18 protein-coding genes are annotated in these 22,495 nt (G+C 72.8%); 5 read left to right on the forward strand and 13 right to left on the reverse strand.

Going from position 1 to position 22,495, the window contains the following annotated elements; translation table 11 throughout:
- Window positions 1-67: 67 nt before the first annotated feature.
- The 6 genes from serA to ABD973_RS08790 form a co-directional block, all read right to left on the reverse strand.
- Window positions 68-1,657 carry a phosphoglycerate dehydrogenase gene (gene serA, locus ABD973_RS08765; protein ID WP_125596696.1) on the reverse strand — a complete coding sequence of 530 codons (1,590 nt, stop codon included), beginning with the start codon at window positions 1,655-1,657 and terminating at the stop codon, window positions 68-70.
- A gap of 294 nt (window positions 1,658-1,951) precedes the next feature.
- Window positions 1,952-2,953 (reverse strand): ketol-acid reductoisomerase, encoded by a 1,002-nt coding sequence (ilvC, locus tag ABD973_RS08770; protein ID WP_125596693.1) that lies wholly within the window; start codon window positions 2,951-2,953, stop codon window positions 1,952-1,954.
- Between the two features lie 139 nt (window positions 2,954-3,092).
- Entirely contained in the window at window positions 3,093-3,617 is a 525-nt protein-coding gene (gene ilvN / locus ABD973_RS08775) for an acetolactate synthase small subunit (RefSeq protein ID WP_007266740.1), read from the reverse strand.
- A 32-nt stretch (window positions 3,618-3,649) separates the two neighbouring features.
- Window positions 3,650-5,539, reverse strand: a complete 1,890-nt coding sequence (locus ABD973_RS08780; protein WP_125596690.1) for an acetolactate synthase large subunit — start codon at window positions 5,537-5,539, stop codon at window positions 3,650-3,652.
- A gap of 228 nt (window positions 5,540-5,767) precedes the next feature.
- Window positions 5,768-8,644: a putative bifunctional diguanylate cyclase/phosphodiesterase gene (locus ABD973_RS08785; RefSeq protein ID WP_345499634.1), complete on the reverse strand. Its 2,877-nt coding sequence runs from the start codon at window positions 8,642-8,644 to the stop codon at window positions 5,768-5,770.
- A gap of 308 nt (window positions 8,645-8,952) precedes the next feature.
- The gene (locus tag ABD973_RS08790; protein WP_345499636.1) at window positions 8,953-9,900 is read right to left on the reverse strand and encodes a 2-hydroxyacid dehydrogenase; all 948 of its coding nucleotides are present in this window, start codon (window positions 9,898-9,900) and stop codon (window positions 8,953-8,955) included.
- Between the two features lie 84 nt (window positions 9,901-9,984).
- On the opposite strand from ABD973_RS08790, the gene ABD973_RS08795 reads away from it, so the two are divergent.
- The 3 genes from ABD973_RS08795 to ABD973_RS08805 all read left to right on the forward strand — a co-directional run bounded on the left by ABD973_RS08795 (window position 9,985) and on the right by ABD973_RS08805 (window position 12,707).
- Window positions 9,985-10,992, forward strand: a complete 1,008-nt coding sequence (locus ABD973_RS08795) for an aldo/keto reductase (RefSeq protein ID WP_125822599.1) — start codon at window positions 9,985-9,987, stop codon at window positions 10,990-10,992.
- Between the two features lie 189 nt (window positions 10,993-11,181).
- Window positions 11,182-12,429 carry a PQQ-dependent sugar dehydrogenase gene (locus ABD973_RS08800; RefSeq protein WP_345499638.1) on the forward strand — a complete coding sequence of 416 codons (1,248 nt, stop codon included), beginning with the start codon at window positions 11,182-11,184 and terminating at the stop codon, window positions 12,427-12,429.
- Between the two features lie 41 nt (window positions 12,430-12,470).
- Window positions 12,471-12,707 (forward strand): DUF6191 domain-containing protein, encoded by a 237-nt coding sequence (locus ABD973_RS08805; protein ID WP_345499640.1) that lies wholly within the window; start codon window positions 12,471-12,473, stop codon window positions 12,705-12,707.
- On the opposite strand, the gene ABD973_RS08810 is transcribed toward ABD973_RS08805, so the two are convergent.
- From ABD973_RS08810 to ABD973_RS08835, 6 genes are all read right to left on the reverse strand, one after another.
- On the reverse strand, window positions 12,704-15,775 hold the full coding sequence (locus ABD973_RS08810) for a helix-turn-helix transcriptional regulator (RefSeq protein ID WP_345504513.1): 3,072 nt from the start codon (window positions 15,773-15,775) through the stop codon (window positions 12,704-12,706). The two genes, ABD973_RS08805 and ABD973_RS08810, sit on opposite strands and share 4 nt — an antisense overlap.
- An 80-nt stretch (window positions 15,776-15,855) precedes the next feature.
- Window positions 15,856-16,050 carry a hypothetical protein gene (locus tag ABD973_RS08815; protein WP_125601272.1) on the reverse strand — a complete coding sequence of 65 codons (195 nt, stop codon included), beginning with the start codon at window positions 16,048-16,050 and terminating at the stop codon, window positions 15,856-15,858.
- Between the two features lie 158 nt (window positions 16,051-16,208).
- Window positions 16,209-16,811, reverse strand: coding sequence for a hypothetical protein (locus tag ABD973_RS08820; protein ID WP_125822596.1), 603 nt, complete (start codon window positions 16,809-16,811; stop codon window positions 16,209-16,211).
- 100 nt (window positions 16,812-16,911) lie between these two features.
- Window positions 16,912-17,466, reverse strand: coding sequence for a GNAT family N-acetyltransferase (locus ABD973_RS08825; RefSeq protein WP_125822595.1), 555 nt, complete (start codon window positions 17,464-17,466; stop codon window positions 16,912-16,914).
- A 27-nt stretch (window positions 17,467-17,493) separates the two neighbouring features.
- On the reverse strand, window positions 17,494-19,728 hold the full coding sequence (locus tag ABD973_RS08830; protein WP_345499644.1) for an MMPL family transporter: 2,235 nt from the start codon (window positions 19,726-19,728) through the stop codon (window positions 17,494-17,496).
- Between the two features lie 149 nt (window positions 19,729-19,877).
- Window positions 19,878-20,270, reverse strand: coding sequence for a cupin domain-containing protein (locus ABD973_RS08835; protein WP_125822593.1), 393 nt, complete (start codon window positions 20,268-20,270; stop codon window positions 19,878-19,880).
- Window positions 20,271-20,331: 61 nt separating this feature from the next.
- Between ABD973_RS08835 and ABD973_RS08840 the strand changes: the two genes are divergently transcribed.
- Together ABD973_RS08840 and ABD973_RS08845 are read left to right on the forward strand one after the other, a co-directional pair.
- Window positions 20,332-21,144 (forward strand): GNAT family N-acetyltransferase, encoded by an 813-nt coding sequence (locus tag ABD973_RS08840; protein ID WP_345504515.1) that lies wholly within the window; start codon window positions 20,332-20,334, stop codon window positions 21,142-21,144.
- Between the two features lie 17 nt (window positions 21,145-21,161).
- Entirely contained in the window at window positions 21,162-21,671 is a 510-nt protein-coding gene (locus ABD973_RS08845) for a DinB family protein (RefSeq protein ID WP_125601253.1), read from the forward strand.
- 20 nt (window positions 21,672-21,691) lie between these two features.
- Here ABD973_RS08845 and ABD973_RS08850 read toward each other — a convergent pair whose 3' ends face one another.
- Window positions 21,692-22,426, reverse strand: coding sequence for a siderophore-interacting protein (locus ABD973_RS08850; RefSeq protein WP_125822591.1), 735 nt, complete (start codon window positions 22,424-22,426; stop codon window positions 21,692-21,694).
- Window positions 22,427-22,495 lie beyond the last annotated feature (69 nt).

Here is a 22,495-nt window from a genome sequence, read left to right on the forward strand (position 1 = left end):
TGGGGACGGGTTCACGTGAAAGGGCCCGGGGTCGGCGACCCCGGGCCCTTTCACATGTGCGCGCCGGTCAGCCGAGGTTGACCGTACGGGCCGAGGCGGCGCCGATCTCCTCGGAGATGGCCGCCAGGACGTCCACCGGGACCTCCGCGTCGACCGTGAGGACGACGAGCGCCTCGCCGCCCTCCTCGGCACGGGCGACCTGCATGCCCGCGATGTTCAGGCCGGCTTCGCCGAGCAGCTGGCCGACCTTGCCGACCACGCCCGGGCGGTCGGTGTAGCGCAGCACGATCATGTGGTCGGCCAGGGCCAGGTCCACGTCGTACTCGCCCACGCCCACGATCTTCTGGAGGTGCTTCGGACCCGCCAGGGTGCCGGAGACCGACACCTCCTGACCGTCCGACAGGGTGCCGCGGACGGTCACCACGTTGCGGTGGTCCGGGGACTCCGAGCTGGTGGTCAGGCGGACCTCGACGCCGCGCTCCTGCGCGAACAGCGGGGCGTTGACGTAGGAGACCGTCTCGTCGACGACGTCCTCGAAGACGCCCTTGAGGGCGGAGAGCTCCAGCACCTTGACGTCGTGCTGGGTGATCTCGCCGCAGACCTCGACGTCGAGGCGGACCGCGACCTCGCCCGCGAGGGCGGTGAAGATGCGGCCGAGCTTCTCGGCGAGCGGCAGACCGGGGCGCACGTCCTCGGCGATGACGCCGCCCTGGACGTTGACGGCGTCCGGCACGAGCTCGCCGGCGAGGGCGAGGCGCACCGACTTGGCGACCGCGATGCCGGCCTTCTCCTGGGCCTCGTCCGTGGACGCGCCGAGGTGCGGGGTGCAGACGACCTGGTCGAGCTCGAAGAGCGGGGAGTCCGTGCAGGGCTCCTTCGCGTACACGTCGAGGCCGGCGCCGGCGACGCGGCCCTCCTTGATGGCCGAGTACAGCGCGGCCTCGTCCACGATCCCGCCGCGCGCGGCGTTGACGACGCGGACGGACGGCTTGACCTTGCGCAGGGCCTCGTCGCCGATGAGACCGAGGGTCTCGGGGGTCTTGGGGAGGTGCACGGTGATGAAGTCGGCGACCTCGAGCAGCTCGTCCAGCGTCAGCATCTTGACGCCCATCTGGGCGGCGCGCGCCGGCTGCACGTAGGGGTCGTACGCGACGATCTTCATGCCGAAGGCCGACATGCGCTGGGCGACCAGGACGCCGATGCGGCCGAGGCCGACGACGCCGAGGGTCTTCTCGCTGAGCTCGACGCCCGTGTACTTGTTCCGCTTCCACTCGCCGTTCTTCAGGGCGGTGTTGGCCTGCGGGATGTTGCGCGCGGTGGCGACGAGCAGGCCGCAGGCGAGCTCGGCGGCGGTGACGATGTTGGAGGTCGGGGCGTTCACGACCATCACGCCGGCCTTGGTGGCGGCGGAGACGTCGACGTTGTCGAGGCCGACACCGGCGCGGGCGACGACCTTCAGCTTCTTGGCCGCGGCGATGGCCTCGGCGTCCACCTTGGTGGCGGAGCGGACGAGGATCGCGTCCACGTCGACGATCGCGGGGAGCAGTTCGGCGCGGTCGGCGCCGTTGACGTGCCGGATCTCGAAGTCCGGACCGAGCGCGTCCACCGTGGCGGGCGACAGCTCTTCGGCGATGAGTACGACAGGTTTCGAGCTCACGTGGGTCCTCACAAGTCCAGTGCGGACGGCCGTCCCGACGGCCGCAGGCGGTGGAGGGGGTAGCCGCGTGGAAGACGCACGACACTGTGGGCCTGACGCGTTGTGTTGAGCAGTGTAGTGGCGGATCGGGTGCGGGTTTCCGCCTGTACGGAAGGATCACCCGTCCGGGATTGGCCGGGGTGGACAATCCGTCCTATCAGGCGGCTACATTCCGGTGATCTCCGGCCGGCGCCGGAGGGGAGCGGGTGAACGGCGGGGCCGGGACTCACCGTCCCGGCCCCGCCGTTCACGAGATCAGCTCTCGTCGCTGTCGACCCAGCTCATCAGCTTGCGCAGCTTCTTGCCGGTGGTCTCCAGCAGGTGCTCGGAGTCGGCCTTCTTGTACTCGTTGTACTTCGGCAGACCGGCCTTGTACTCGGCCATCCACTCCTCGGCGAACTTGCCGCTCTGGATCTCCTCCAGGACCTTCTTCATCTCGGCCTTGGTGGCGTCGGTGATGACGCGCGGGCCGGTGATGTAGTCGCCCCACTCGGCGGTCTCGGAGACCGACCAGCGCATCTTCTCCAGGCCGCCCTCGTACATGAGGTCGACGATGAGCTTCAGCTCGTGCAGGCACTCGAAGTAGGCGATCTCCGGCTGGTAGCCGGCCTCGGTCAGGGTCTCGAAGCCGGCCTTGACCAGGGCGGAGGCGCCACCGCAGAGGACGGCCTGCTCACCGAACAGGTCGGTCTCGGTCTCCTCGGTGAAGGTGGTCTTGATGACGCCGGCGCGGGTGCCGCCGATGCCGGCCGCGTACGACAGGGCCAGGGCGAAGGCGCTGCCCGAGAAGTCCTGCTCGACGGCGGCGATGCACGGAACGCCGCGGCCCTCCTCGTACTGGCGGCGGACCAGGTGGCCCGGGCCCTTCGGGGCGACCAGGGCGACGTCCACGTTGGCCGGGGGCTTGATGAAGCCGTAGCGGACGTTGAAGCCGTGGCCGAAGAAGAGCGCGTCGCCCTCCTGCAGGTGGTCCTTGATGGACGCCTCGTAGATCTCGGCCTGGAGCGGGTCCGGGGTCAGGATCATGATGACGTTCGCCCACTCGGCGGCCTCGGCGACCGGGAGGACCTTCAGGCCCTGCTCCTCGGCCTTGGCCTTGGAGCTGGAGCCCTCCTTGAGGCCGACGACGACGTCGACGCCGGAGTCACGGAGCGACAGCGCGTGGGCGTGGCCCTGGCTGCCGTAACCGATGACCGCGACCTTGCGGCCCTGGATGATGGACAGGTCGGCGTCGTTCTCGTAGAACAGCTCGGCCACTGGGATATCTCCTTGGTGCGCTGGTGTTGCTCCCACCGTACGGCGGGGAACGGAATAAGAGTTTCTCGGTCTCGCTATGCGGGCCGCGTGTCAGCCGCCGGGTCCGGGACCGGCGCGGCCGGCCCGGACGCCGTGGGGCTCAGGCGCTGCGTTCGAGCGAGCGCAGGCTGCGGTCCGTGATGGACCGGCCGCCACGCCCTATGGCGATGGTGCCGGACTGCACGAGTTCCTTGATGCCGAAGGGCTCCAGCATCTTGAGCATGGCGCCGAGCTTGTCGGCCCCGCCGGTGGCCTCGATGGTGACGGCCTCCGGGGAGACGTCGACGGTCTTGGCGCGGAACAGCTGGACGATCTCGACGATCTGCGAGCGGGTCTCGTTGTCGGCGCGGACCTTCACCAGGACGAGTTCGCGCTCGATGGCGTTGGACGGCTCCAGCTCGACGATCTTGAGCACGTTGACCAGCTTGTTGAGCTGCTTGGTCACCTGCTCCAGCGGGAGGTCCTCGACGTTCACGACGATGGTGATGCGGGAGATGTCGGGGTGCTCGGTGACGCCGACCGCGAGGGAGTCGATGTTGAACCCGCGGCGGGAGAACAGGGCGGCGATCCGGGCGAGGATGCCGGGCGTGTTCTCGACCAGGACGGAGAGCGTGTGCTTGGACATGTGAGGCGTTCTCTCTCTCAGGCTCTCTCGGCTCAGTCGTCTTCGTTGTCGCCGAAGTCGGGGCGGACGCCCCGGGCTGCCATGACCTCGTCGTTGGAGGTGCCCGCGGCGACCATCGGCCACACCATGGCGTCCTCGTGGACGATGAAGTCGATCACGACCGGACGGTCGTTGATCGCGTTCGCCTCGGCGATGACCTTGTCCAGGTCCGCCGGGTCCTCGCAGCGCAGCGCGACGCAGCCCATGGCCTCGGACAGCTTGACGAAGTCCGGGACGCGGGTGCCCATGCGGGGGGAGGCGGACTCGCCGAGCTGGGAGCCCACGGTGTCGTGGCCGGTGTCGTCCGCGTGCAGGACCGTGTTCGAGTACCGCTGGTTGTAGAACAGGGTCTGCCACTGGCGGACCATGCCCAGCGCGCCGTTGTTGATGATCGCGACCTTGATCGGGATGTTGTTCAGCGCGCAGGTGGCCAGTTCCTGGTTGGTCATCTGGAAACAGCCGTCGCCGTCGATCGCCCAGACGGTGCGGTCCGGCATGCCGACCTTGGCGCCCATCGCGGCGGGGACCGCGTAGCCCATGGTTCCGGCGCCGCCGGAGTTCAGCCAGGTGCGGGGCTCCTCGTAGTTGACGAAGTGCGAGGCCCACATCTGGTGCTGGCCGACGCCGGCCGCGTAGATGGTGCCCTGGGGTGCCAGCTGGCCGATCCGCTCGATGACCTGCTGCGGCGAGAGGCTGCCGTCCTCGGGCAGGTCGTAGCCCAGCGGGTAGGTCTCGCGCCAGCGGTTGAGGTCCTTCCACCAGGCGGTGTAGTCGCCGGTGTTGCCCTCGTTGCTCTCCGCCTGGACGGCCTGGATCAGGTCGGCGATGACCTCGCGGGCGTCACCGACGATCGGGACGTCGACGGCGCGGTTCTTGCCGATCTCGGCGGGGTCGATGTCCGCGTGGATGACCTTGGCGAAGGGGGCGAAGCTGTCCAGCTTCCCGGTGACGCGGTCGTCGAAGCGGGTGCCGAGCGCGATCAGCAGGTCCGACTTCTGGAGCGCGGTCACGGCGGTGACGGCACCGTGCATGCCCGGCATGCCGACGTTCTGCGGGTGGGTGTCCGGGATGGAGCCCAGGGCCATCAGGGTGGTGACGACCGGGACGCCGGTGAGCTCGGCGAGGACCTTCAGCTCGGCGGTGGCGCCGGCCTTCATGACGCCGCCGCCGACGTAGAGGACCGGCCGCTTGGCGGCGGCGATCATCTTGGCGGCCTCGCGGATCTGCTTGGCGTGCGGCTTGGTGACCGGACGGTAACCGGGCAGGTCCTGGCTGGGCGGCCACGAGAAGGTGGTCTTCGCCTGGAGGGCGTCCTTGGCGATGTCGACGAGGACCGGGCCGGGGCGGCCGGTGGAGGCGATGTGGAAGGCCTCGGCGATGGTCTTCGCGATGTCCTGGGCCCTGGTGACCAGGAAGTTGTGCTTGGTGATCGGCATCGTGATGCCGACGATGTCCGCCTCCTGGAAGGCGTCGGTGCCGATCGCCTTGGAGGAGACCTGGCCGGTGATCGCGACGAGCGGGACCGAGTCCATGTGCGCGTCGGCGATCGGGGTGACCAGGTTGGTGGCGCCCGGGCCGGAAGTGGCCATGCACACGCCGACCTTGCCGGTGGCCTGGGCGTAGCCGGTGGCGGCGTGGCCGGCCCCCTGCTCGTGGCGGACCAGGATGTGACGGACCTTCTTGCTGTCCATCATCGGGTCGTAGGCCGGGAGGATGCAGCCGCCCGGGATACCGAAGACGGTGTCGCACCCCACCTCTTCGAGAGAGCGGATGAGGGACTGCGCGCCCGTGACGTGCTCAACTGCGGTGGGCTGGTGGTGCCCACCCGTACGGGGCCGCGGCTGCGGATGGTGGGCCCCGGAGGCCTGCTCGGTCATCGGCATTCTCTTCTCGAAGCTGAGGGTTTTACGAGGAGCGGGGGGTGGTCCGGACCTGGGCCGGACGCGTGTGCCAGTGCAACAAAAAACCCCTCGTGCCGGGTGGCAAGCGAGGGGAGCGCGTCGGTGGTGTCGAGCGGGGACATGCAGGCCCCAGCTTCAGCCGACGCGCTTTCCAAGTACGAGAATTCGGGTGCGCATGGCACTGACCCTCCCTCCGGCGGGAGGTCGATGTCAAGCGGGTGGGACGGGCGTCTCATTATTTGAGCCTCTACGGATGACCATCGAGCCACCGGACGAGCCGCCGGCCAAGGCCGGCTGGGCCGTACCGCCCGGTACTGGGAACGTACCTCGCACGAGCGCGCGCCGCAGCCTGTATTCGTCAAGCGGTCCGGAGAACGCCGCTCCCTGGCCGTGGGTGCACCCCATCGCCCGCAGCGCCAGCACCTGCTCGGGGAGGTCCACGCCGTCGGCCAGGGACTGCATGCCCAGGTCGTTTGCGATCCGCAACAATCCGGCCGTGATCTTGTGCAGTCTGGCCGATTCGACCACCCCTTCGACCAGGCCCCGGTCCAGCTTCAGCAGGTCCACCGGGAGCCTGCGCAGGGCGCTGATGGCCGCGTAGCCGCTGCCGAAGCCGTCCAGGGCGATCCGGACCCCGAGCCGGTGCAGGGCCGTCAGACGGCGCTCCAGCTCGTCGAAGGGCACCCTGGGGTCGGAGGCGGCCAGTTCGAGCACGAGGGACCCGGAGGGCAGCCCGTGGCGGGTCAGCAGGGCCTCGACGCTGCTGCCGGGCGCGGAGCGGTCCAGCAGCCGCTGGGCGGTCATCCGGACGGCCACTGGTACGTCGTGCCCGGCCCGGTGCCGCTCGGCGGCCTCCTCGACGGCCTCCTCCAGCAGCCAACGGCCCAGTTCGGCGGTGCGCGAGCCGTCCGGCCCGGCGGCCGGCCCGCCCTCGCTGTGCTCGGCCACCCGGAGGAACTCGGACGGCGTGAAGAGGATCCCCTGGGCGGAGCGCCAGCGGGCCTGCGCGGCGACGGCGGTGACCTCGCCGGTGGCCAGGCAGACCACGGGCTGGTGCAGCAGGGCGAACTCGCCCTCGTGCAGCGCGGTGCGCAGCCGGCCGGCCAGCTCCGCCTTGCGGACGACCTCGGCCTGCATCTGGGGCGCGTACAGCTCGACCCGGTCCTTGCCGCCCGCCTTCGCGCGGTACATCGCGAGGTCCGCGTTGCGCATCAGGTCCGAAGGGGTGAGGCCGGGGTCGGCGAAGGCGACGCCGATGCTGGCGGCCACCCGGACCTCGCTCCCGGCGATGCGGTACGGCTGGGAGAGGGTGGCGCGCAGCCGGTCGGCGATGTCGTGGACCTGGCACTCGCGGGCGCTGCGGTCGCGGCTGCCGTCGCCGAGGATCAGCGCGGCGAACTCGTCGCCGCCGAGGCGGGCGGCGGTGTCCCCGGCCCGGACGGCGTCCTGGAGGCGGCGGGCGGCCTCGACGAGGAGCTCGTCGCCGGCCTGGTGGCCGATGGTGTCGTTGACGGCCTTGAAGCCGTCGAGGTCGATGAAGAGGACGGCGGTGCTGTGGTCGCCGGCCCGGCGGCCGGTGAGGGCCTGGCGGACGCGGCGGGTGAACAGGGCCCGGTTGGGCAGGTCGGTCAGCGGGTCGTGTTCGGCACTGTGCTGGAGCTGCGCCTGGAGGCGGACCCGCTCGGTGACGTCGCGGCTGTTGAGGATGAGCCCGCCCTGGTGGCGGTTGACGGTGGACTCCACGTTGAGCCACTCGCCGCCGCCCGACTCGAAGCGGCACTCGATGCGGGTGGTGGGCTCCTCGGCGGGCGGTGCGGCCAGGAAGCGGCGTACCTCGTGGACCACCCGGCCGAGGTCGTCGGGGTGGATCAGGGCGGCGAGCTCGGTGCCGACCAGTTCCTCCGCGTCGCGGCCGTAGACCCCGGCGGCGGCGGGGCTGACGTAGCGCAGGGTCCCGGTGGGCGCGGCGATCATGATGACGTCGCTGGAGCCCTGGACCAGGGAGCGGAAGTGGTTCTCCTTCTGGGCCAGTTCCTGGGTGAGCGCAATGTTGTCGAGGAGCATGATGCCCTGCCGGATGACGAGGGCGAGGACGACGGTGCAGCCGGTGAAGACCACCATCCGGTCCACCTTCCGGCCGTCCACGACGTTGTAGAGGATGCCGAGGGTGCACACCGCGGCCGCGAGGTACGGGGTGAGCGCGGGCAGCGAGCCGGTGATGGGGCGGCTGTGCGGGCGGTCCGGGCCCGGCGGGGCCGGCCGGGGCGCGGGCTCGGGCCGGCGGGCGCCCCAGGGGGCGTAGGCGAGCAGCAGCGAGCCCGCGAACCAGCCGGCGTCGAGGATCTCCCCGGAGCTGTAGGTGGTGTTGAGCAGCGGCGAGGTGAACAGGGCGTCGCTCAGGACGGTCAGGGCGAGGGCGGCGATCGCCGTGTTCACCGCCGAGCGGTTGTTGGCCGAGCGCCGGAAGTGCAGCACCAGGACCATGGAGACGAGCGCGATGTCCAGGAGCGGGTACGCGAGCGAGAGCGCGGCGCGCGGCACGCTGCCGGGGGCGCCCGACTGGGCGGTGCGGGCGGCGTTGGCGAGGGCCAGGCTCCAGGAGAGGGTCAGCAGCGAGCCGCCGATGAGCCAGGAGTCGAGGCCGAGGCAGACCCAGCCGGCCCGGGTGACCGGGCGTTTGGCCAGGACGAGCAGGCCCACGATGGCCGGCGGCGCGAAGCAGAGGAAGGCGAAGTCGGCGAGCGAGGGCTCGGGGACGTTCTGGCCGAGGACCACCTCGTACCAGCCCCAGACCGCGTTCCCCAGGCCGCCCATGAGCGAGGAGAAGGCGAACATCAGCCAGGCGGGACGTTCGCGCCGGTCGATCGCGCGGGCGTAGTGGTAACAGGAGACGGCGGCCAGTAATCCGGCGGCGCTGAGGCCGAAGTCGCCCATGATCTTGGCGAGTTCGTCCGATCCCCAGCCGAGGGCGGCTCCGACCGCGTAGCCGCCGCTGACCAGTGCGAGGAGGAGTTGCGCCGCGAGGCCCCGGCCGCCTCCGCCGGTGACCGGCGGCCGGGTCAGCAGCGCCGCCCCCGGGGCGCTCACCGGTGCCCCTCGCCGGCCGGTTCGGACGCGCTCCAGTCCCGGCTGCGTCGCCTCCGGCGGCCCTGCCGCAGCGGATCCTTCGTCCATTGGCCGTGCATCGCCCGTCGCCCCCCAAAGTGTCCGATCACTCCCCAGCGCCAGACGTACGTGGCGCAGCCCCTTGTTCCGGACGATACACCACTTTCGTCACTCAGCGACATAGCTGCTCTACGCTCCGTCACCAAGAGGGGGGTCCTGGCCACCGGTCGCGCACGCTTCGTCGCCCAGCGTAGTGACGCCTGGGCCGGAAGTACCGCGACGCGCCGGTCTCAGTCCTTGATCAGGACGGTGTTGCGGACCTCCTCGCCCGCGGCGAACCGGGTGAGCTGGCGGGCCAGGAGCCGCTTCGCCCTGGGCTCGAACGCCGAGCTGCTGCCGCCGACGTGAGGGGTGATCAGGAGGTTCGGGGCGTGCCAGAGGGGGTGTCCGGCGGGCAGCGGCTCGGGGTCGGTGACGTCGAGGGCGGCGCGCAGCCGGCCGGACTCCAGTTCCGCCAGCAGGGCCGCGGTGTCCACGACGGGCCCGCGCGAGACGTTCACGAGGAGGGCCCCGTCCTTCATGCGCCCGAGGAAGGCCCCGTCGACGAGCCCTTGGGTGTCCTCGGTCAGCGGGGTGGTGAGGACGACGACGTCCGCGTCCGGGAGGAGGCCCGGGAGGTCGGCGAGGGCGTGGACGGGCCCGTGCGGGGCGGTGCGGGCCGAGCGCGCGACGCGGGTGACCGGCCCGCACTCGAAGGGGACGAGCCGGTCCTCGACGGCCGCGCCGATCGCCCCGTAGCCGACGATCAGGACGGACCGGTCGGCGAGGGCGTCGTAGAAGCCGCCGCGCCACTCCTCGCGGTCCTGGCCGCGCACCATGCCGGGGATGCCGCGCAGGGAGGCGAGGACGAGGGTGAGGGCGAGCTCGGCGGTGCTGGCCTCGTGGACGCCGCGGGCGTTGCACAGCCGTACGCCCGGGCGGAGGTCGCCGAGGCCGGGCAGGACGTGGTCGATGCCGGCGGTGAGGGTCTGCACCACCCGCAGGGCGGGCATCCGGGCGAGCGGGCGCAGGGTCACCTCCTGGGACTTCATGTAGGGGGTGACGTAGAAGACGCAGTCGGCCGGGTCGGCGGGAAAGGTGTCCTCGCCGTCCCACTGGCGGTAGCGGAAGGAGCCGGGGAGGCCGTCGATCTCTCCGGGCGGGAAGGGGAGCCAGACGTCCCCGGTCGTCGCAGTCATGATCCCGAGGCTATGCGAAGGGAATTGGATCAAGCCGTTAGTTTGAGGGCCGGACCGGGAGCGGGCCGGAAGGGGGACGCAGGGGTGGAGCGCAGGTCGATCGGGTCGGGACCGCTGACGGTGGGCGCCATAGGACTCGGATGCATGCCGATGAGCTGGGCCTACGCGCCTTCGCGGCGGCGGGGCGAGGAATCGCTGCGGACCCTGCACACGGCGCTGGACCGCGGGGCGAACCTGCTGGACACGGCCGATCTGTACGGGCCCTACACCAACGAGCTGGTGCTGGGCCGGGTGCTGCGGGAGCGGCGGGCCGAGGCCTTCGTCTCCGCCAAGGTGGGGCTGCGGGCGGGCGAGGGGCACGTGGTGGCCGACGGGCGGCCGGGGTACGTGCGGCGGGCGTGCGACGCGTCGCTGCGGCGGCTGCGGACCGACGTCATAGACCTGTACCAGCTGCACCGGGTGGATCCGGAGGTGCCGGTGGAGGAGACCTGGGGCGCCATGGCGGAGCTGGTGCAGGCGGGGAAGGTGCGGGCGCTGGGGTTCTGCGCGCTGGGCGCGGGCGCCGGGCCGGGGGCGGGGCGGCGCGGGGACCGGGGCTACCGGACGACGCTGCGGCAGCTGGAGCGCGTCCAGCAGGTGTTCCCGGTGACGGCGGTGCAGGCGGAGCTGTCGGTGTGGTCGCCGGAGGCGGCGTGGCAGCTGCTGCCGTGGTGTGCGGCGCGGGGGGTGGGGATGCTGGCGGCGATGCCGCTGGGCAGCGGGTTCCTGACCGGGACGCTGACGCCGGGGCAGGGTTTCGAGGAGGCGGACGTACGGGCGCGGCACCCCCGGTTCACGGCGCACGCGATGGCTTCCAACCAGGTGCTGGTGGCGGGGCTGCGGCGGGTGGCCCGGCGGCACGGGCCGGAGGTCACGGCGGCGCAGGTGGCGCTGGCCTGGGTGCTGGCGCAGGGGCCGCACGTGGTGCCGGTGCCGGGCGCGGAGCGGGCGCGGTGGGCGGCGGAGAACGCCGGGGCGGCGGAGGTGCGGCTCACGGGGGCGGAGCTGGCCGAGATAGCGGCGCTGCCGGCGGCGGTGGGAGCCTGGGACTAGGTCCCGGCTTGCCCTTGCCCTTGCCCTTGCCCCCCATGGACCTTTCCCCTTCCGTTCCGGTTTCCCAGGTCCACTCGATCGGGTGTACGAGGGGTGGAACTTCGGGACCGGTCGGGTCTGTTGAGTGGAGTGAAGGGCAGGACTGGAGGACACCGGGCAGGGGACGGACGACCGGAGGGGAGCGGGACGATGCGGTACGGGCAGTTCCACAGGGGCGGGGCGCTGCGGGGAGCCGGGGCGCCGGGGTACGGGGAAGGCCGCGCGCGGCGCCGGGGCGTGCCGGCCTGGCTCGCGCTGGCCGGGTGCGGAGCCCTGCTGGCGGCGGGCTGTTCCGCGCCGGGCGGTGAGCGGGCCGGGCCGGGCGGTTCCCCACCGGGTTCGCCGCCGGCCACAGCGGCGTCCCCGGGGGCGTCGGGGCCGGCGGACGCGTCGGGGCCGCCCGCGAAGGGGTCGGTGACGGTGTCGGGCGAGGTCGCCAAGGGCCTGGAGTCTCCCTGGGGTGTGGCCCCGCTGCCCGGCGGGGACCTGCTGGTCGCCTCCCGCGACCAGGGCAAGGTCAGCCGGGTGCGGACGGACACGGGCGCGGTGACCGAGATCGGCAAGGTGCCCGGGGTGGCCCCGGGCGGGGAGGGCGGCCTGCTGGGGCTCGCGCTGTCCCCGGACTTCGCCTCGGACCGGATGGTCTACGCGTACTTCACGACCGAGTCCGACAACCGGATCGCCCGGATGCGGTACGACGAGCAGAGACCGGCGGGTCAGCAACTGGGCGCGCCCGACACGGTGTTGCGGGGGATCCCCAAGGGGCTCATCCACAACGGCGGCCGGATCGCCTTCGGCCCCGACCGGATGCTCTACGCCGGGACGGGAGAGACCGGGAACACGGGGCTGGCACAGGACAGGAAGTCGCTGGGCGGGAAGATCCTGCGGATGACGCCGGACGGGCGGCCGGCACCGGGCAATCCGGAGGCCGGTTCGGTCGTCTACTCCTTCGGGCACCGCAATGTGCAGGGGCTCGCCTGGGACGAGGACAAACGGCTCTGGGCTTCCGAGTTCGGCCAGCGCACCTGGGACGAGCTGAACCTCGTCGAGCCGGGGGGCAACTACGGCTGGCCGGAGGCGGAGGGGAAGGCCGGGAAGGCGGGACTGCGTGATCCGGTGGCGGTGTGGAAGACGGACGATGCCTCGCCCAGCGGGATCGCCTGGGCGGAGGGCTCGATCTGGATGGCCGGGCTGAAGGGCGAGCGGCTGTGGCGGATCCCGCTGAAGGGTGCCGCCGCCGCGGCGGAGCCGGAGGCGTTCCTCCAGGGGAAGTACGGCCGGCTGCGCACGGTGGTGCCCCTCGACGGGGACCAGTTGCTGCTGGTCACGAGCGAGACGGACGGGCGCGGGTCGCCGGAGCCCGGCGACGACAGGATCCTGAGACTGACGGTGCGGTGACCTGAGCGGCTCCGGAGGGGGCGGAAGGCAGGGCGAGCGCGGTGTTCAACATGATCGAAGAACTCTTCAACCCGGGACGCAAGCACGCGCACGACGAGAAGAAGCGGCTGGAGCTGTCCCGGACCGACGTCGCTGACGCCGACCCGGGACGGGGTCCCATAGACCTGGACTCCGGCAAGGTGCTCATACGCCCGGCCGACACCCCCGAGCCGGGCGGGGCCCCGGAGCCCGGCGGGGCGTCTGAGCCGGGCGGAGCCGACGGGGGCGAGGAACCCTAGGAACGGCCTCCCGGGGCCGCGGGGGACGCCGCCGCCGGGGCGAGCGGCGCGCGGAAGAGGTGCAGCCGGTGGGCGAGGGCCGCGGCCTCGCCCCGGCTCGCGACTCCCAGCTTGGCCAGGATGTTGGAGACGTGCACGCTGGCCGTCTTCGGGGAGATGAAGAGCTCCTCCGCGATCCGGCGGTTGGTGCTGCCGGCCGCGACGAGCCGCAGGACGTCCCGTTCACGGCTGGTCAGGCCCAGGGCCTCGATGGGGTCGGTGTCCGGGACCGGCGCGGCCGGGTGGGCCTCCTCGGCGGTGAGCGGGAGCCGGGCGCGCTGGGCGAGCAGGGCCAGGTCCTCCCGGAGCCGCCGGGAGCCGAGCCGGTCGGCGGCGGCGTGGGCGTCGCGGAGCAGGTCGGCGGCGGTCTCGCGGTCCCCTCCCGAGACGAGCAGCGCCTCGGCGAGCCGGTGGCGGGCGCGGGCGAGCAGGTACGGGCGCTGGAGGGGGCGTACGGCCGCCTCGACCGCTGTCCAGTCGGCGACGGTGTCCCGGGCCTCGGCGCGGAGCAGTTCGGCCCGCAGGTACTCGGCGTGCGCGACCCAGACGGGGACCGGGGTGGCCAGGGTCCGGGCGGCGGTGCGCAGCACCTCCAGGGCGGCGTCCCGTCCGGCGTCGGCCACGGGCAGGCCCCGGGCGTCCGCTTCGGCTGAGGCGGAGGCCAGCAGCAGTGGCCAGGCGTAGCGGTGCTGGCCGAGCGGGAAGCCGTGGGCCACGGCGTCGGCGGTCTCGGCGCGGACGTCGGCGATGCGGCCCTCGCCGTCGGCCAGGCCGATGGCCAGCCGGTAGAGCGGGAGCCGGTGCTGGGGCTGGCGGTCGTGGGTGCCGAAGTGGGCGTGGGCGGCGGCGAGCTGCTGGGCGGCCTCGGTGAGTTCGCCGCGGGCCAGGGCGAGGTAGGCCAGGCGGGCGGAGGCGGAGCCGCGCGGGGCCGCGCTCTGGCCGACGCGCAGGGTGCGGCGGGCGGCCTCGGCGGCCTCGTCCCAGCGGCCGAGGCTGTACAGGCTCTCCGCCATGTTCCCGCAGACCCAGGCCTCGGTGTCCAGGAGCCGGGACCTGCTGACGAGTTCGACCCCTTGTTCGGCCAGTTCCACGGCTTCGCGGGACCGGCCCATGGCTTCGAGTTGAGAGGTGATGTTGACGTGAGCGCGACCCGCGACCACGGTGAGTCCGAGTTCGGTGGCGCGGTCCTTGACCGCGTGCAGTTCGGCGAGGCCGGTGGTGCCGTCGCCGGCATCGGTGAGCAGACAGCCGTAGGTGATCCGGGCGTTGAGCTCGGTCTCCTCGGCTCCGATCATGCGGGCGTACTCCACGGCCCGTTCGGCGGCGGCGAGGTTGCCGGGGCCGGGGTTGTGGAGCATGCCCCAGCCCGCGGCCCGGACGAGGACGTCGGCGTGTACCTGGGACGGGGGCAGCCCCTTGACCAGTTCCTGGGCGGTGGCTATCTCGTGCCAGCCGTCGCCCCGGCCGAGGTTGGCGACGAGCCGGGAGCGCTCGGTCCAGAACCAGGCGGCGCGCAGCGGGTCTTCGCCGTCTTCGTCGAGGGTGCGCAGGGCGAGTTTGGTGAGTTTCAGGGCGCGTTCGCGTTCGCCGCCGAAGCGGGCGGCGACGGTGGCCTCGGCGAGCAGGTCGAGGCGCTGGAGCGGGGTGGTGGCGGGGTCGCAGCCGCAGGGCGGGTAGACCTCGGTGTAGTCGGCGGGGCGCAGGGCGGAGCGGACCTCGTCGGGGGTGCTGTCCCACAGGTCCATGGCCCGTTCCAGCAGGCTGAGCTGCTCGGAGTAGGCGTGCCGGCGGCGGGCGGTGACGGAGGCGGCGAGGACGGCGGGCAGGGCCTTGGCGGGGTCGTTGGCCGCGTACCAGTAGTTGGCCAGCCGGATGAGCCGCTCCTCGGCGCGGACCAGGGATTCGTCGTCCTCCACGGCCTCGGCGTAGCGGCGGTTGACGCGGGCGCGCTCGCCGGGCAGCAGGTCGTCGCTGACGGCCTCGCGGACCAGCGAGTGGCGGAAGCGGTAGCCGTCGCCGTCGGTGGTGGCGAGGAGGATGTTGGCGCCGACCGCGGCACGCAGGGCTTCGATGAGTTCGTCCTCGCCGAGCCTGACGACGGCGCGCAGCAGGGCGTACTCGACGGTGGAGCCGCCTTCGGCGACGATGCGCACCACGCGCTGGGCGGCGTCGGGCAGTACCTCGACGCGGACGAGCAGGAGGTCGCGCAGGGATTCGGTGAGGCCGGTGCGGCAGCCGCTCTCCCGGCAGGCGACGAGTTCCTCGACGAAGAAGGCGTTGCCGTCGGAGCGGTCGAAGACGGAGTCGACGAAGCTCTCCTCCGGCTGCGAGGCGAGGATCCCGGCGAGCTGGCGGCGCACCTCGGCCCGGTTGAAGCGGGACAGTTCGATGCGGTGGACGGTGCGGAGCCGGTCGAGTTCGGCGAGCAGCGGGCGCAGCGGGTGGCGGCGGTGGATGTCGTCGGCGCGGTAGGTCGCGACGAGGACGAGCCGGCCGCGGGCGAGGGTGCGGAAGAGGTAGGCGAGCAGGTGCCGGGTGGAGGTGTCCGCCCAGTGGAGGTCCTCCAGCACGAGCACGACGGTGCGGTCGGCGGCGAGGCGTTCCAGCATCCTGGCGGTCAGTTCGAAGAGCCGGGCCGTGCTCTCCTCGTCGTGGGGGCCGCGGGGGGTCTCGCCGAGTTCGGGGAGGATGCGGGCGAGTTCGTCCTCCTGGCCGGCGGCGGCTTCGGCCAGTTCGCCGGGGAGCAGGCGCAGCAGGGTGCGCAGGGCAGTGGAGAAGGGGGCGAAGGGAAGTCCCTCCGCCCCGATCTCCACGCAGCCTCCGACGGCCACCACGGCGCCGCGGCGGGCGGCCTCCGTGAGGAACTCCTCGGTCAGGCGGGTCTTGCCGACTCCGGCTTCTCCGCCGATGAGCAGGGCCTGCGGCTCCTGGGCGGCGGCGCGCCCCAAGGCGTCGACGAGGGCGGCCAGTTCGTCGGCTCGGCCGACGAACACCGGGCTGACAGATCTGGTCTCCACGCCGCCGAGCATCGCACACAGGTCCGGTCCGGCGGCAGTCGTTATCGCTGCGCTCGTCATCTCGCCTCGGCTCCCGTGGTCCGCGACGCGGGTTACGCGGCGCGGGTGAAGAGGCCGCGGTGGCGACTCACCGTCCTCTCGGATTCCTGGCTCCGAGAGGTGCGGGCGGCCTTCTTGGCCTCCCGGACGGCCCGGTACCGGTCGGCCTCGCGGATGAGGTCGGCGCGGCGGGCGGTGGCGATCTCGTACTCGAACATCTCGTTCTCCCTGGTTGCTCTCTCGGGCACCTCGTTCGGTGTGATCCAAGATTCGCGTCCCAGAGGGGTGCGGCACATGGGGCTCATGCCGCATCTCCGCGGTGCCGGGGTCCTTAGGCCGGGGTCCGGGGGGCCTGAGACGGCCTGGGGCGGCCTAAGGCGGGGCGGGAGATCGCGTAAGGCGGTGCCTACTGGGCGGCCGTGGGGAGCGGGAAGAGCAGGTCGAAGTACATGAGGCCGAAGAGCAGGACGCCGAGGAGGCCGAGGGCCACGGCGGCCCAGGAGACGGAGCGGACCCAGGCGGGGTGGATCCGGCCGGGGGCGCCGAAGGCGGGGCCGGCGAGGACGAGGACGGCGAGGAGGAGGGCGAGGGTGGACAGGACACCGTTGACGAGGGCGGTCATGTGCCAGGCGTCGCCGTACAGGGCGGCGATCTTCTCCTTGGCGGTGGTCGCGCTGACCGATTCGATCTGGCCTATGAGCGTCTGGCGTTCGGCGGCGACGCGCGAGACCCAGCTTCCGCTGAGGGCGACGAGGCCGAGGCCCGCGGCGACGACGGCGGACGCGGCGGCTCCGACGCCGGTGCTCCGCTCGGGGAGGTCCTGGGCGTCCGCGTCGCTCTCGTCGGCGTCGGCGGCCGCTTCGGCGGCGTCCTCGGTGGTGCCGGTCTGCTCGGCGTCGAGGCGGGCGGCGGGGTCGGCGGCTGCCGTCCCGGGAGCGGCCGGCTTGTCCTCGGGGGCGTCCGCGTCCGTGTCGGGGGCGGTGGGGACGGCGGTCTTCGTGGTGTCCATGCGGGGCACCGTAGGCGGCGTTTCTGAGAGGTTCCTGAGAGGTGTGTGCGGTCCCCCGCGCGGGTGGGCCGCGGGCCCCCGGCGGGGCCCGCGGTGGTGGCTACGCCTGGCGGGCGGCGGCCCGTTCGTGGGCGAGGACGGCCCAGATCTCGGTGTCCTGGCGGACGCCGCGGTGGAGGTGGTTCTGCCGCATGACGCCGTCGCGGGTCAGTCCGAGGCGCTCGGCGGCGGCGATGCTCTTCTCGTTGCCGGCGGCCACGTGCCACTCCACGCGGTGCATGCCGCGTACGTCGAAGGCCCAGTCGATCAGGATCCGGCAGGCCTTGGTGACCAGGCCCCGGCCGGCCGCGGCGGGCTCCAGCCAGCAGCCGACCTCGCAGTTGCCCGCCGCGGCGTCGAAGGTCCGGAAGAGGACCCCGCCGACGAGGGTGCCCTCGACGCGGATGCCGTAGAGCCGGGCGCCGTCCCTGGCGGCCTCTTCCGCCTTGGAGCCGAGCAGGTGCCGCGCCGACGCGAGGTCGGTGACGCGGTCCGGCAGGCCGATGAAGCGGCCGATGAACTCGCGGCCCCGGTCCATGTGCGCCAGGAACTCCTCGGCGTGCCACACCTCCAGCGGGAACAGCTGGGCGTCGTCGGCCAGGTCTATCGCGAACATCTGTGCTTCCTTACGGCTCGTGACCGGTCAGCGGGGCGTGCGGGCCGGCTCGGCGTGGTCCGCCTCCGGCCGCTGCGTCGGAAGTGTCGCACGGGGAACGGACCGTTCCGGCGGCTCGATGCTGATGCGGGGCAGCCGGCGGTCGAGCCAGGCGGGGATCCACCAGTTGGCGCCGCCGAGCAGGTGCATGAGGGCGGGGACGAGCAGGGTGCGCAGGACGAAGGCGTCGAGCGCGACGGCGGCGGCGAGCGCGATGCCGAACATCGCGATGAGCCGGTCGCCGCTGAGGACGAAGGCCAGGAAGACGGAGATCATGATGACGGCCGCCGAGTTGATCACCCGGCTGGTCTCGGCGAGACCGACGCGGACGGCCCGCCGGTTGTCGCCGGTCTCCAGCCATTCCTCGTACATCCGGCTGACCAGGAAGACCTGGTAGTCCATGGAGAGCCCGAAGAGCACCGACACCATGATCACCGGCAGGAAGGGCTCGATCGGTCCGGCGCTGCCCAGGCCCAGCGGTTCGCTCCCCCAGCCCCACTGGAAGATCGCGACGACGACGCCGAAGGAGGAGGCGACGGCGGCGACGTTCATGGCGGCGGCCTTGAGCGGTATGCCGATGGACCGGAAGGCGAGCAGCAGCAGGACGCAGCCGAGTGCGATGACCACCCCGACGAAGAGCGGCAGCTTGCCGACGATCACCTCGGCGAAGTCGTCGTAGCCGGCCGTCACCCCGCCGACGTGGACGTCCGCGGTGCTGCCGTGCGCGGCGCGGGGGACGACGTCCCGGCGCAGGGTGTCGACCAGTTCGCTGGTGGCCCTGGACTGGGGGGCGGAGTCGGGGACGACGGTGAGGACGGCGGTGTCCCCGCTGCGGTTGAAGACGGCCGGGCCGGCGGAGGCGACGCCCTCGGTGGTGCGCAGGGCGTCCGTCAGCCGCTCGAAGGCGAGGCGGTCGCCCGCGCCGTCGAGCCGGGCGACGACGCTGAGCGGGCCGTTCGTGCCGGGCCCGAAGCTGTCGGCCAGCAGGTCGTAGGCCTTGCGGGTGGTGGAGGCGGCCGGGTTGTTGCCCTGGTCGGAGGTGCCGAGGTGGAGCGAGAGGGTCGGCAGTGCGAGCACGGCCATCAGCAGCGCCGCGACCAGGCCGAGCGGCTTGGGGTGGCGCTCGACGAAGGCCGACCAGCGGGCGGCGAATCCGGTGGGCGGCTGGGGCCGGGGGCCCTCGGCGGCGAGCTTGCGCCGTTCGCGGCGCGTAAGGGCCCGTATGCCGATGTACGAGAGGAGGGCGGGCAGCAGGGTGACGGAGGCCGCCACGGTGAGCACCACGGTGAGGGAGGCGGCTATCGCGACGCCGTCGAGGAAGTCCAGCCGGAGCACCAGCATGCCGAGCAGGGCTATGCAGACGGTTGCCCCGGCGAACACGACGGCCCGGCCGGTGGTGGCGACGGCGTTCGCGGCGGCTTCCTCGACGGTGAGGCCGCGGCCCAGGCCCTTGCGGTGCCGGGTGACGATGAACAGGGCGTAGTCGATGCCGACGCCGAGGCCGACGAGGGTGCCGAGCATCGGGGCGAAGTCGGCGACGGGCATGGCGTGGCCGAGGAGGGTGATGCCGAAGTAGGCGCTGCCGACGCTGACGAGGGCGGTCGCGATGGGCAGCAGGCTCGCGGCGAGGGAGCCGAAGGCGAGGAAGAGGACCACGGCGGCGATGCCGACGCCGATGACCTCGGCGAGGTGGGCGCTGGGCGCCTCGGTCAGGCCGATGGCGCGGCCGCCGAGTTCGACCTGGAGGCCGTCGGCCTGGGTGGCGGGGTTCTTCGCGGTGTCGAGGACGGCCTTGGCCTGGGCCTTGGGGACGGAGTCGGCCGGCCGGCCGAAGGTGACCACCGCGTAGGCGGTGCGGCCGTCGGGGCTGATCTGCGCGGCGCCGGCGGGGCCGGGTGCGTAGGGACCGGCGACGGATGCCACGCCGGGCAGGGCCGCGACGGCGTCCAGGGCGCGGGTCATGCGCTGTTGGATCTCGGGGGTGCGTACCGTCCGGTGGTCCGGGGCCCGCCACACGATGGTGTCGGTGTCGCCGCCCTGGCCCGGGAAGCCTTCGCGCAGCAGGGCGTGGGCCTTGGCGGACTCGGTGCCGGGGACCTCGTAGTCGTTGGAGAACGCGGCGCCGGCCGCTCCGGCAGCCGCGGCGGTACCGCCGAGGGCCAGCAGCCAGATCAGGACGGTCACCAGGCGGTGCCGCAGGCACCACCGTGCGATTGCTGCCAACGGACGTGCTCCCTGGTGGTTCGGATCTTCACCGGGAGGTGGCCCGACGCAAAGAACTCATGAACGATTGACACGATTCCAGCCTTTCGTGATCGTTGGCTGGATTCGTGTGCATCATCACAGGCATGTGGCGGGATGCGGGACCTTGGTCACTGGTGCTCGGGGGCGGACGGCTCGTCGGCCCGGTAGCCGGGGAGCGAGGGCCAGCGCACGGTGAGGACCACCGAGTCCTCCTCCGCGTACCAGGAGTGGTCGACCCCGCGTCCCCAGACCACGTAGTCCCCCTGCTCGGCGAGGACCACGGTGCGGCCGGGGAACTCCAGCCGGAACCGGCCGCTGACGAGCACCTGGAGGGCGGTGCGGCGCTCGCCGGTCACCCACCGGTCGCGCTCCTCGCCCTTGGGGTGGACCCCCCACTTGATCTCGACGTCCTCGCTGTGGCGGGGATCGCCGGGGCTCTTGAAGTGGCCGAGGAGCCAGCCCCGGTCGGCGGCGGCGTCGGGAGTGGCCTTGCCCGTGTAGATGGCGGAGTCGTCAGTCACGGTGTGAGGCTAATGCAGTTGTCCGTACGGGCCCGCACCTGGTCAGCTGGCCGGCATGACGATGGATCAAGATGAACTGCTGAAGGTGCGCGACCGCTACGACGCCGAGATGAGACGCGACGCGCAGCCCGACGGCGCGCACGCGCGGGTGGAGCGGACGGGCCGGATCGTGCGCCAGACCGTGCCGGGGCTCGGCTGGAACGGCGTGCTCTGGTCGGACCTCGACGAGGACACCGCGGACGCGGAGATCGCGGCGCAGGTCGCGCACTTCGGGGCGCGCGGAGAGGAGGACGGCGGGCCGGAGTTCGAGTGGAAGCTGTACTCCCACGACCGCCCGGCGGACCTCGGGGACCGGCTGCGCGCGGCGGGGTTCGTGCCGGAGGCGCCGGAGACCCTGGTGGTGGCGCGCACGGCCGACCTGGCCGCGCTGCCGGTGGAGCCGCCGGAGGGGATCACGCTGCGGGTGGTGACGGACGAGGCGGGGGTGGACCTGATGATGGAGGTGCACCACCGCGCCTTCGGCACCGAGCGCCCCCGCATCCGGGAGCAGATGCTCACGCTGCTGCGGGACGAGCCGGACACCATCGAGGCCGTGCTGGCGATGGCCGGGGACGTCCCGGTCAGCGCGGCCCGGATGGAGATGCGGCCGGGCAGCGCCTTCGCCGGCCTGTGGGGCGGCGGCACCGCCCCGCAGTGGCGCGGCCGCGGCATCTACCGCCTGCTGGTGGCCCACCGCGCCCGCGTGGCGGCGGCCCGGAACATCCCGTACCTCCAGGTCGACGCCTCGGCCGACAGCCGCCCGATCCTCGAGCGCCTGGGCTTCGGCGTGCTCGGGGTGACGACCCCCTACATCTGGCGGGGCACCCGCCCCTGACCCGGGAGGATCTCGGCATGCAGAACACGGAACGCGTCGGCCCGCCCCTGACCGGCGGGGAACGCGAGACGCTCCGGGCCTACCTCGACTTCCACCGGGCCACCCTCGCCTGGAAGTGCGAGGGGCTCGGCGACGAGGAGCTGCGGCGGCAGGCGTCGCCGCCCTCGACCCTGTCCCTGCTGGGGCTGGTGCGGCACATGGCCGAGGTGGAGCGGCACTGGTTCCGGCGCACGGTCGGCGGCGCGGACGTACCGCACCTGTGGTCCGACGACCACGACTTCCAGGCCGCGTACGACGCCACGACCGCGACCCGCGCCGAGGCGTTCGCCGCGTGGGAGGCGGAGGTGGAGCACTCCCGCGCCGTCGAGGCGGCCGCCGAGTCCCTGGAGGTGACGGCGTACGTCGCCAAGTGGGAGCAGGAGGCCTCGCTGCGCCTGGTGATGCTCCACATGATCCACGAGTACGCCCGCCACAACGGCCACGCGGACTTCCTCCGCGAGGCCGTCGACGGCACGGTCGGTGCGTAGCCGGGCGGCGTGGGTGCCCCCTAAGCGGCGCGCCAGTAGCCCAGGCTGTTCACGCGCTGCTTCGGCAGGCCGAGTTCCTTCCTGAGGTATCCCGCCAGGTCCCGGGTGGTCGCCGTGTCGCAGGCCAGCCAGACGTACGCGTCGGCCGGGTCCGGGCCCAGCAGCTCCGGCAGTTCGGCCCGCACCCGCCGGGCCAGCGCCGACCCGCCGCGCGCCACCCGCCGGACGTCGTGCCGGTCCGGGTCGGCGCGCACGGGCAGGTCCGCGTCGGAGTCGTGCTGGGTCTCGAACCAGATGACGGCCGGGGTGCGCGGGTAGGCGTCCAGCAGGGAGTTGACGGCCGGCAGGGAGGCCGGGTCGCCGATCACCAGCAGCCGCTCCGGCTCCGGGTCCGGCGCCGTGAAGCCGGTGCCCTGGACGGTGGCTTCCAGGGTGTCCCCCGGCGCGGCCGTGCGCGCCCACCGGCTGGCGAGCCCGTCGTGCAGGGCGAACTCGAAGGCGAAGGTCCCGGCCGCCGGGTCGGGGTCGACGAGGGTGTAGGCCCGCTGGTGCGGACGGCTGCCGCCCGGGAACCAGACCCGGACCCACATGGTCGGATGCAGGGAGGCGCCGGCGGCGGCCAGCAGCCCGCCGTCGCTGAAGCGGACCCGGCGGAAGTGCTCGGTGACCTCCTCCACCGCGGTGACCGTGAACGTGAAGTCCTTGCCGCGCAGCAGCTTGAGGACCACGCCCTCCCAGCCCTTGCCGACCGCCATGTCCGCCCCTCCCCCTGACACCCTTATAGTAAGGCCAGCCTAACCTAAGACGCCCGGGGAGACGTGAGC

It is taken from the genome of Streptomyces racemochromogenes (assembly GCF_039535215.1).
Lineage (GTDB): Bacteria > Actinomycetota > Actinomycetes > Streptomycetales > Streptomycetaceae > Streptomyces > Streptomyces racemochromogenes.

Bases quoted from the DNA above. Each gene is read 5' to 3' on its own strand.
- ilvN (WP_007266740.1), bottom strand. From the start codon at position 3,617: ATGTCCAAGCACACGCTCTCCGTCCTGGTCGAGAACACGCCCGGCATC.
- ABD973_RS08780 (WP_125596690.1), bottom strand. From the start codon at position 5,539: ATGCCGATGACCGAGCAGGCCTCCGGGGCCCACCATCCGCAGCCGCGG.
- ABD973_RS08790 (WP_345499636.1), bottom strand. From the start codon at position 9,900: ATGACTGCGACGACCGGGGACGTCTGGCTCCCCTTCCCGCCCGGAGAG.
- ABD973_RS08800 (WP_345499638.1), top strand. From the start codon at position 11,182: ATGCGGTACGGGCAGTTCCACAGGGGCGGGGCGCTGCGGGGAGCCGGG.
- ABD973_RS08810 (WP_345504513.1), bottom strand. From the start codon at position 15,775: ATGCTCGGCGGCGTGGAGACCAGATCTGTCAGCCCGGTGTTCGTCGGC.
- ABD973_RS08820 (WP_125822596.1), bottom strand. From the start codon at position 16,811: ATGGACACCACGAAGACCGCCGTCCCCACCGCCCCCGACACGGACGCG.
- ABD973_RS08825 (WP_125822595.1), bottom strand. From the start codon at position 17,466: ATGTTCGCGATAGACCTGGCCGACGACGCCCAGCTGTTCCCGCTGGAG.
- ABD973_RS08840 (WP_345504515.1), top strand. From the start codon at position 20,332: ATGGATCAAGATGAACTGCTGAAGGTGCGCGACCGCTACGACGCCGAG.
- ABD973_RS08845 (WP_125601253.1), top strand. From the start codon at position 21,162: ATGCAGAACACGGAACGCGTCGGCCCGCCCCTGACCGGCGGGGAACGC.
- ABD973_RS08850 (WP_125822591.1), bottom strand. From the start codon at position 22,426: ATGGCGGTCGGCAAGGGCTGGGAGGGCGTGGTCCTCAAGCTGCTGCGC.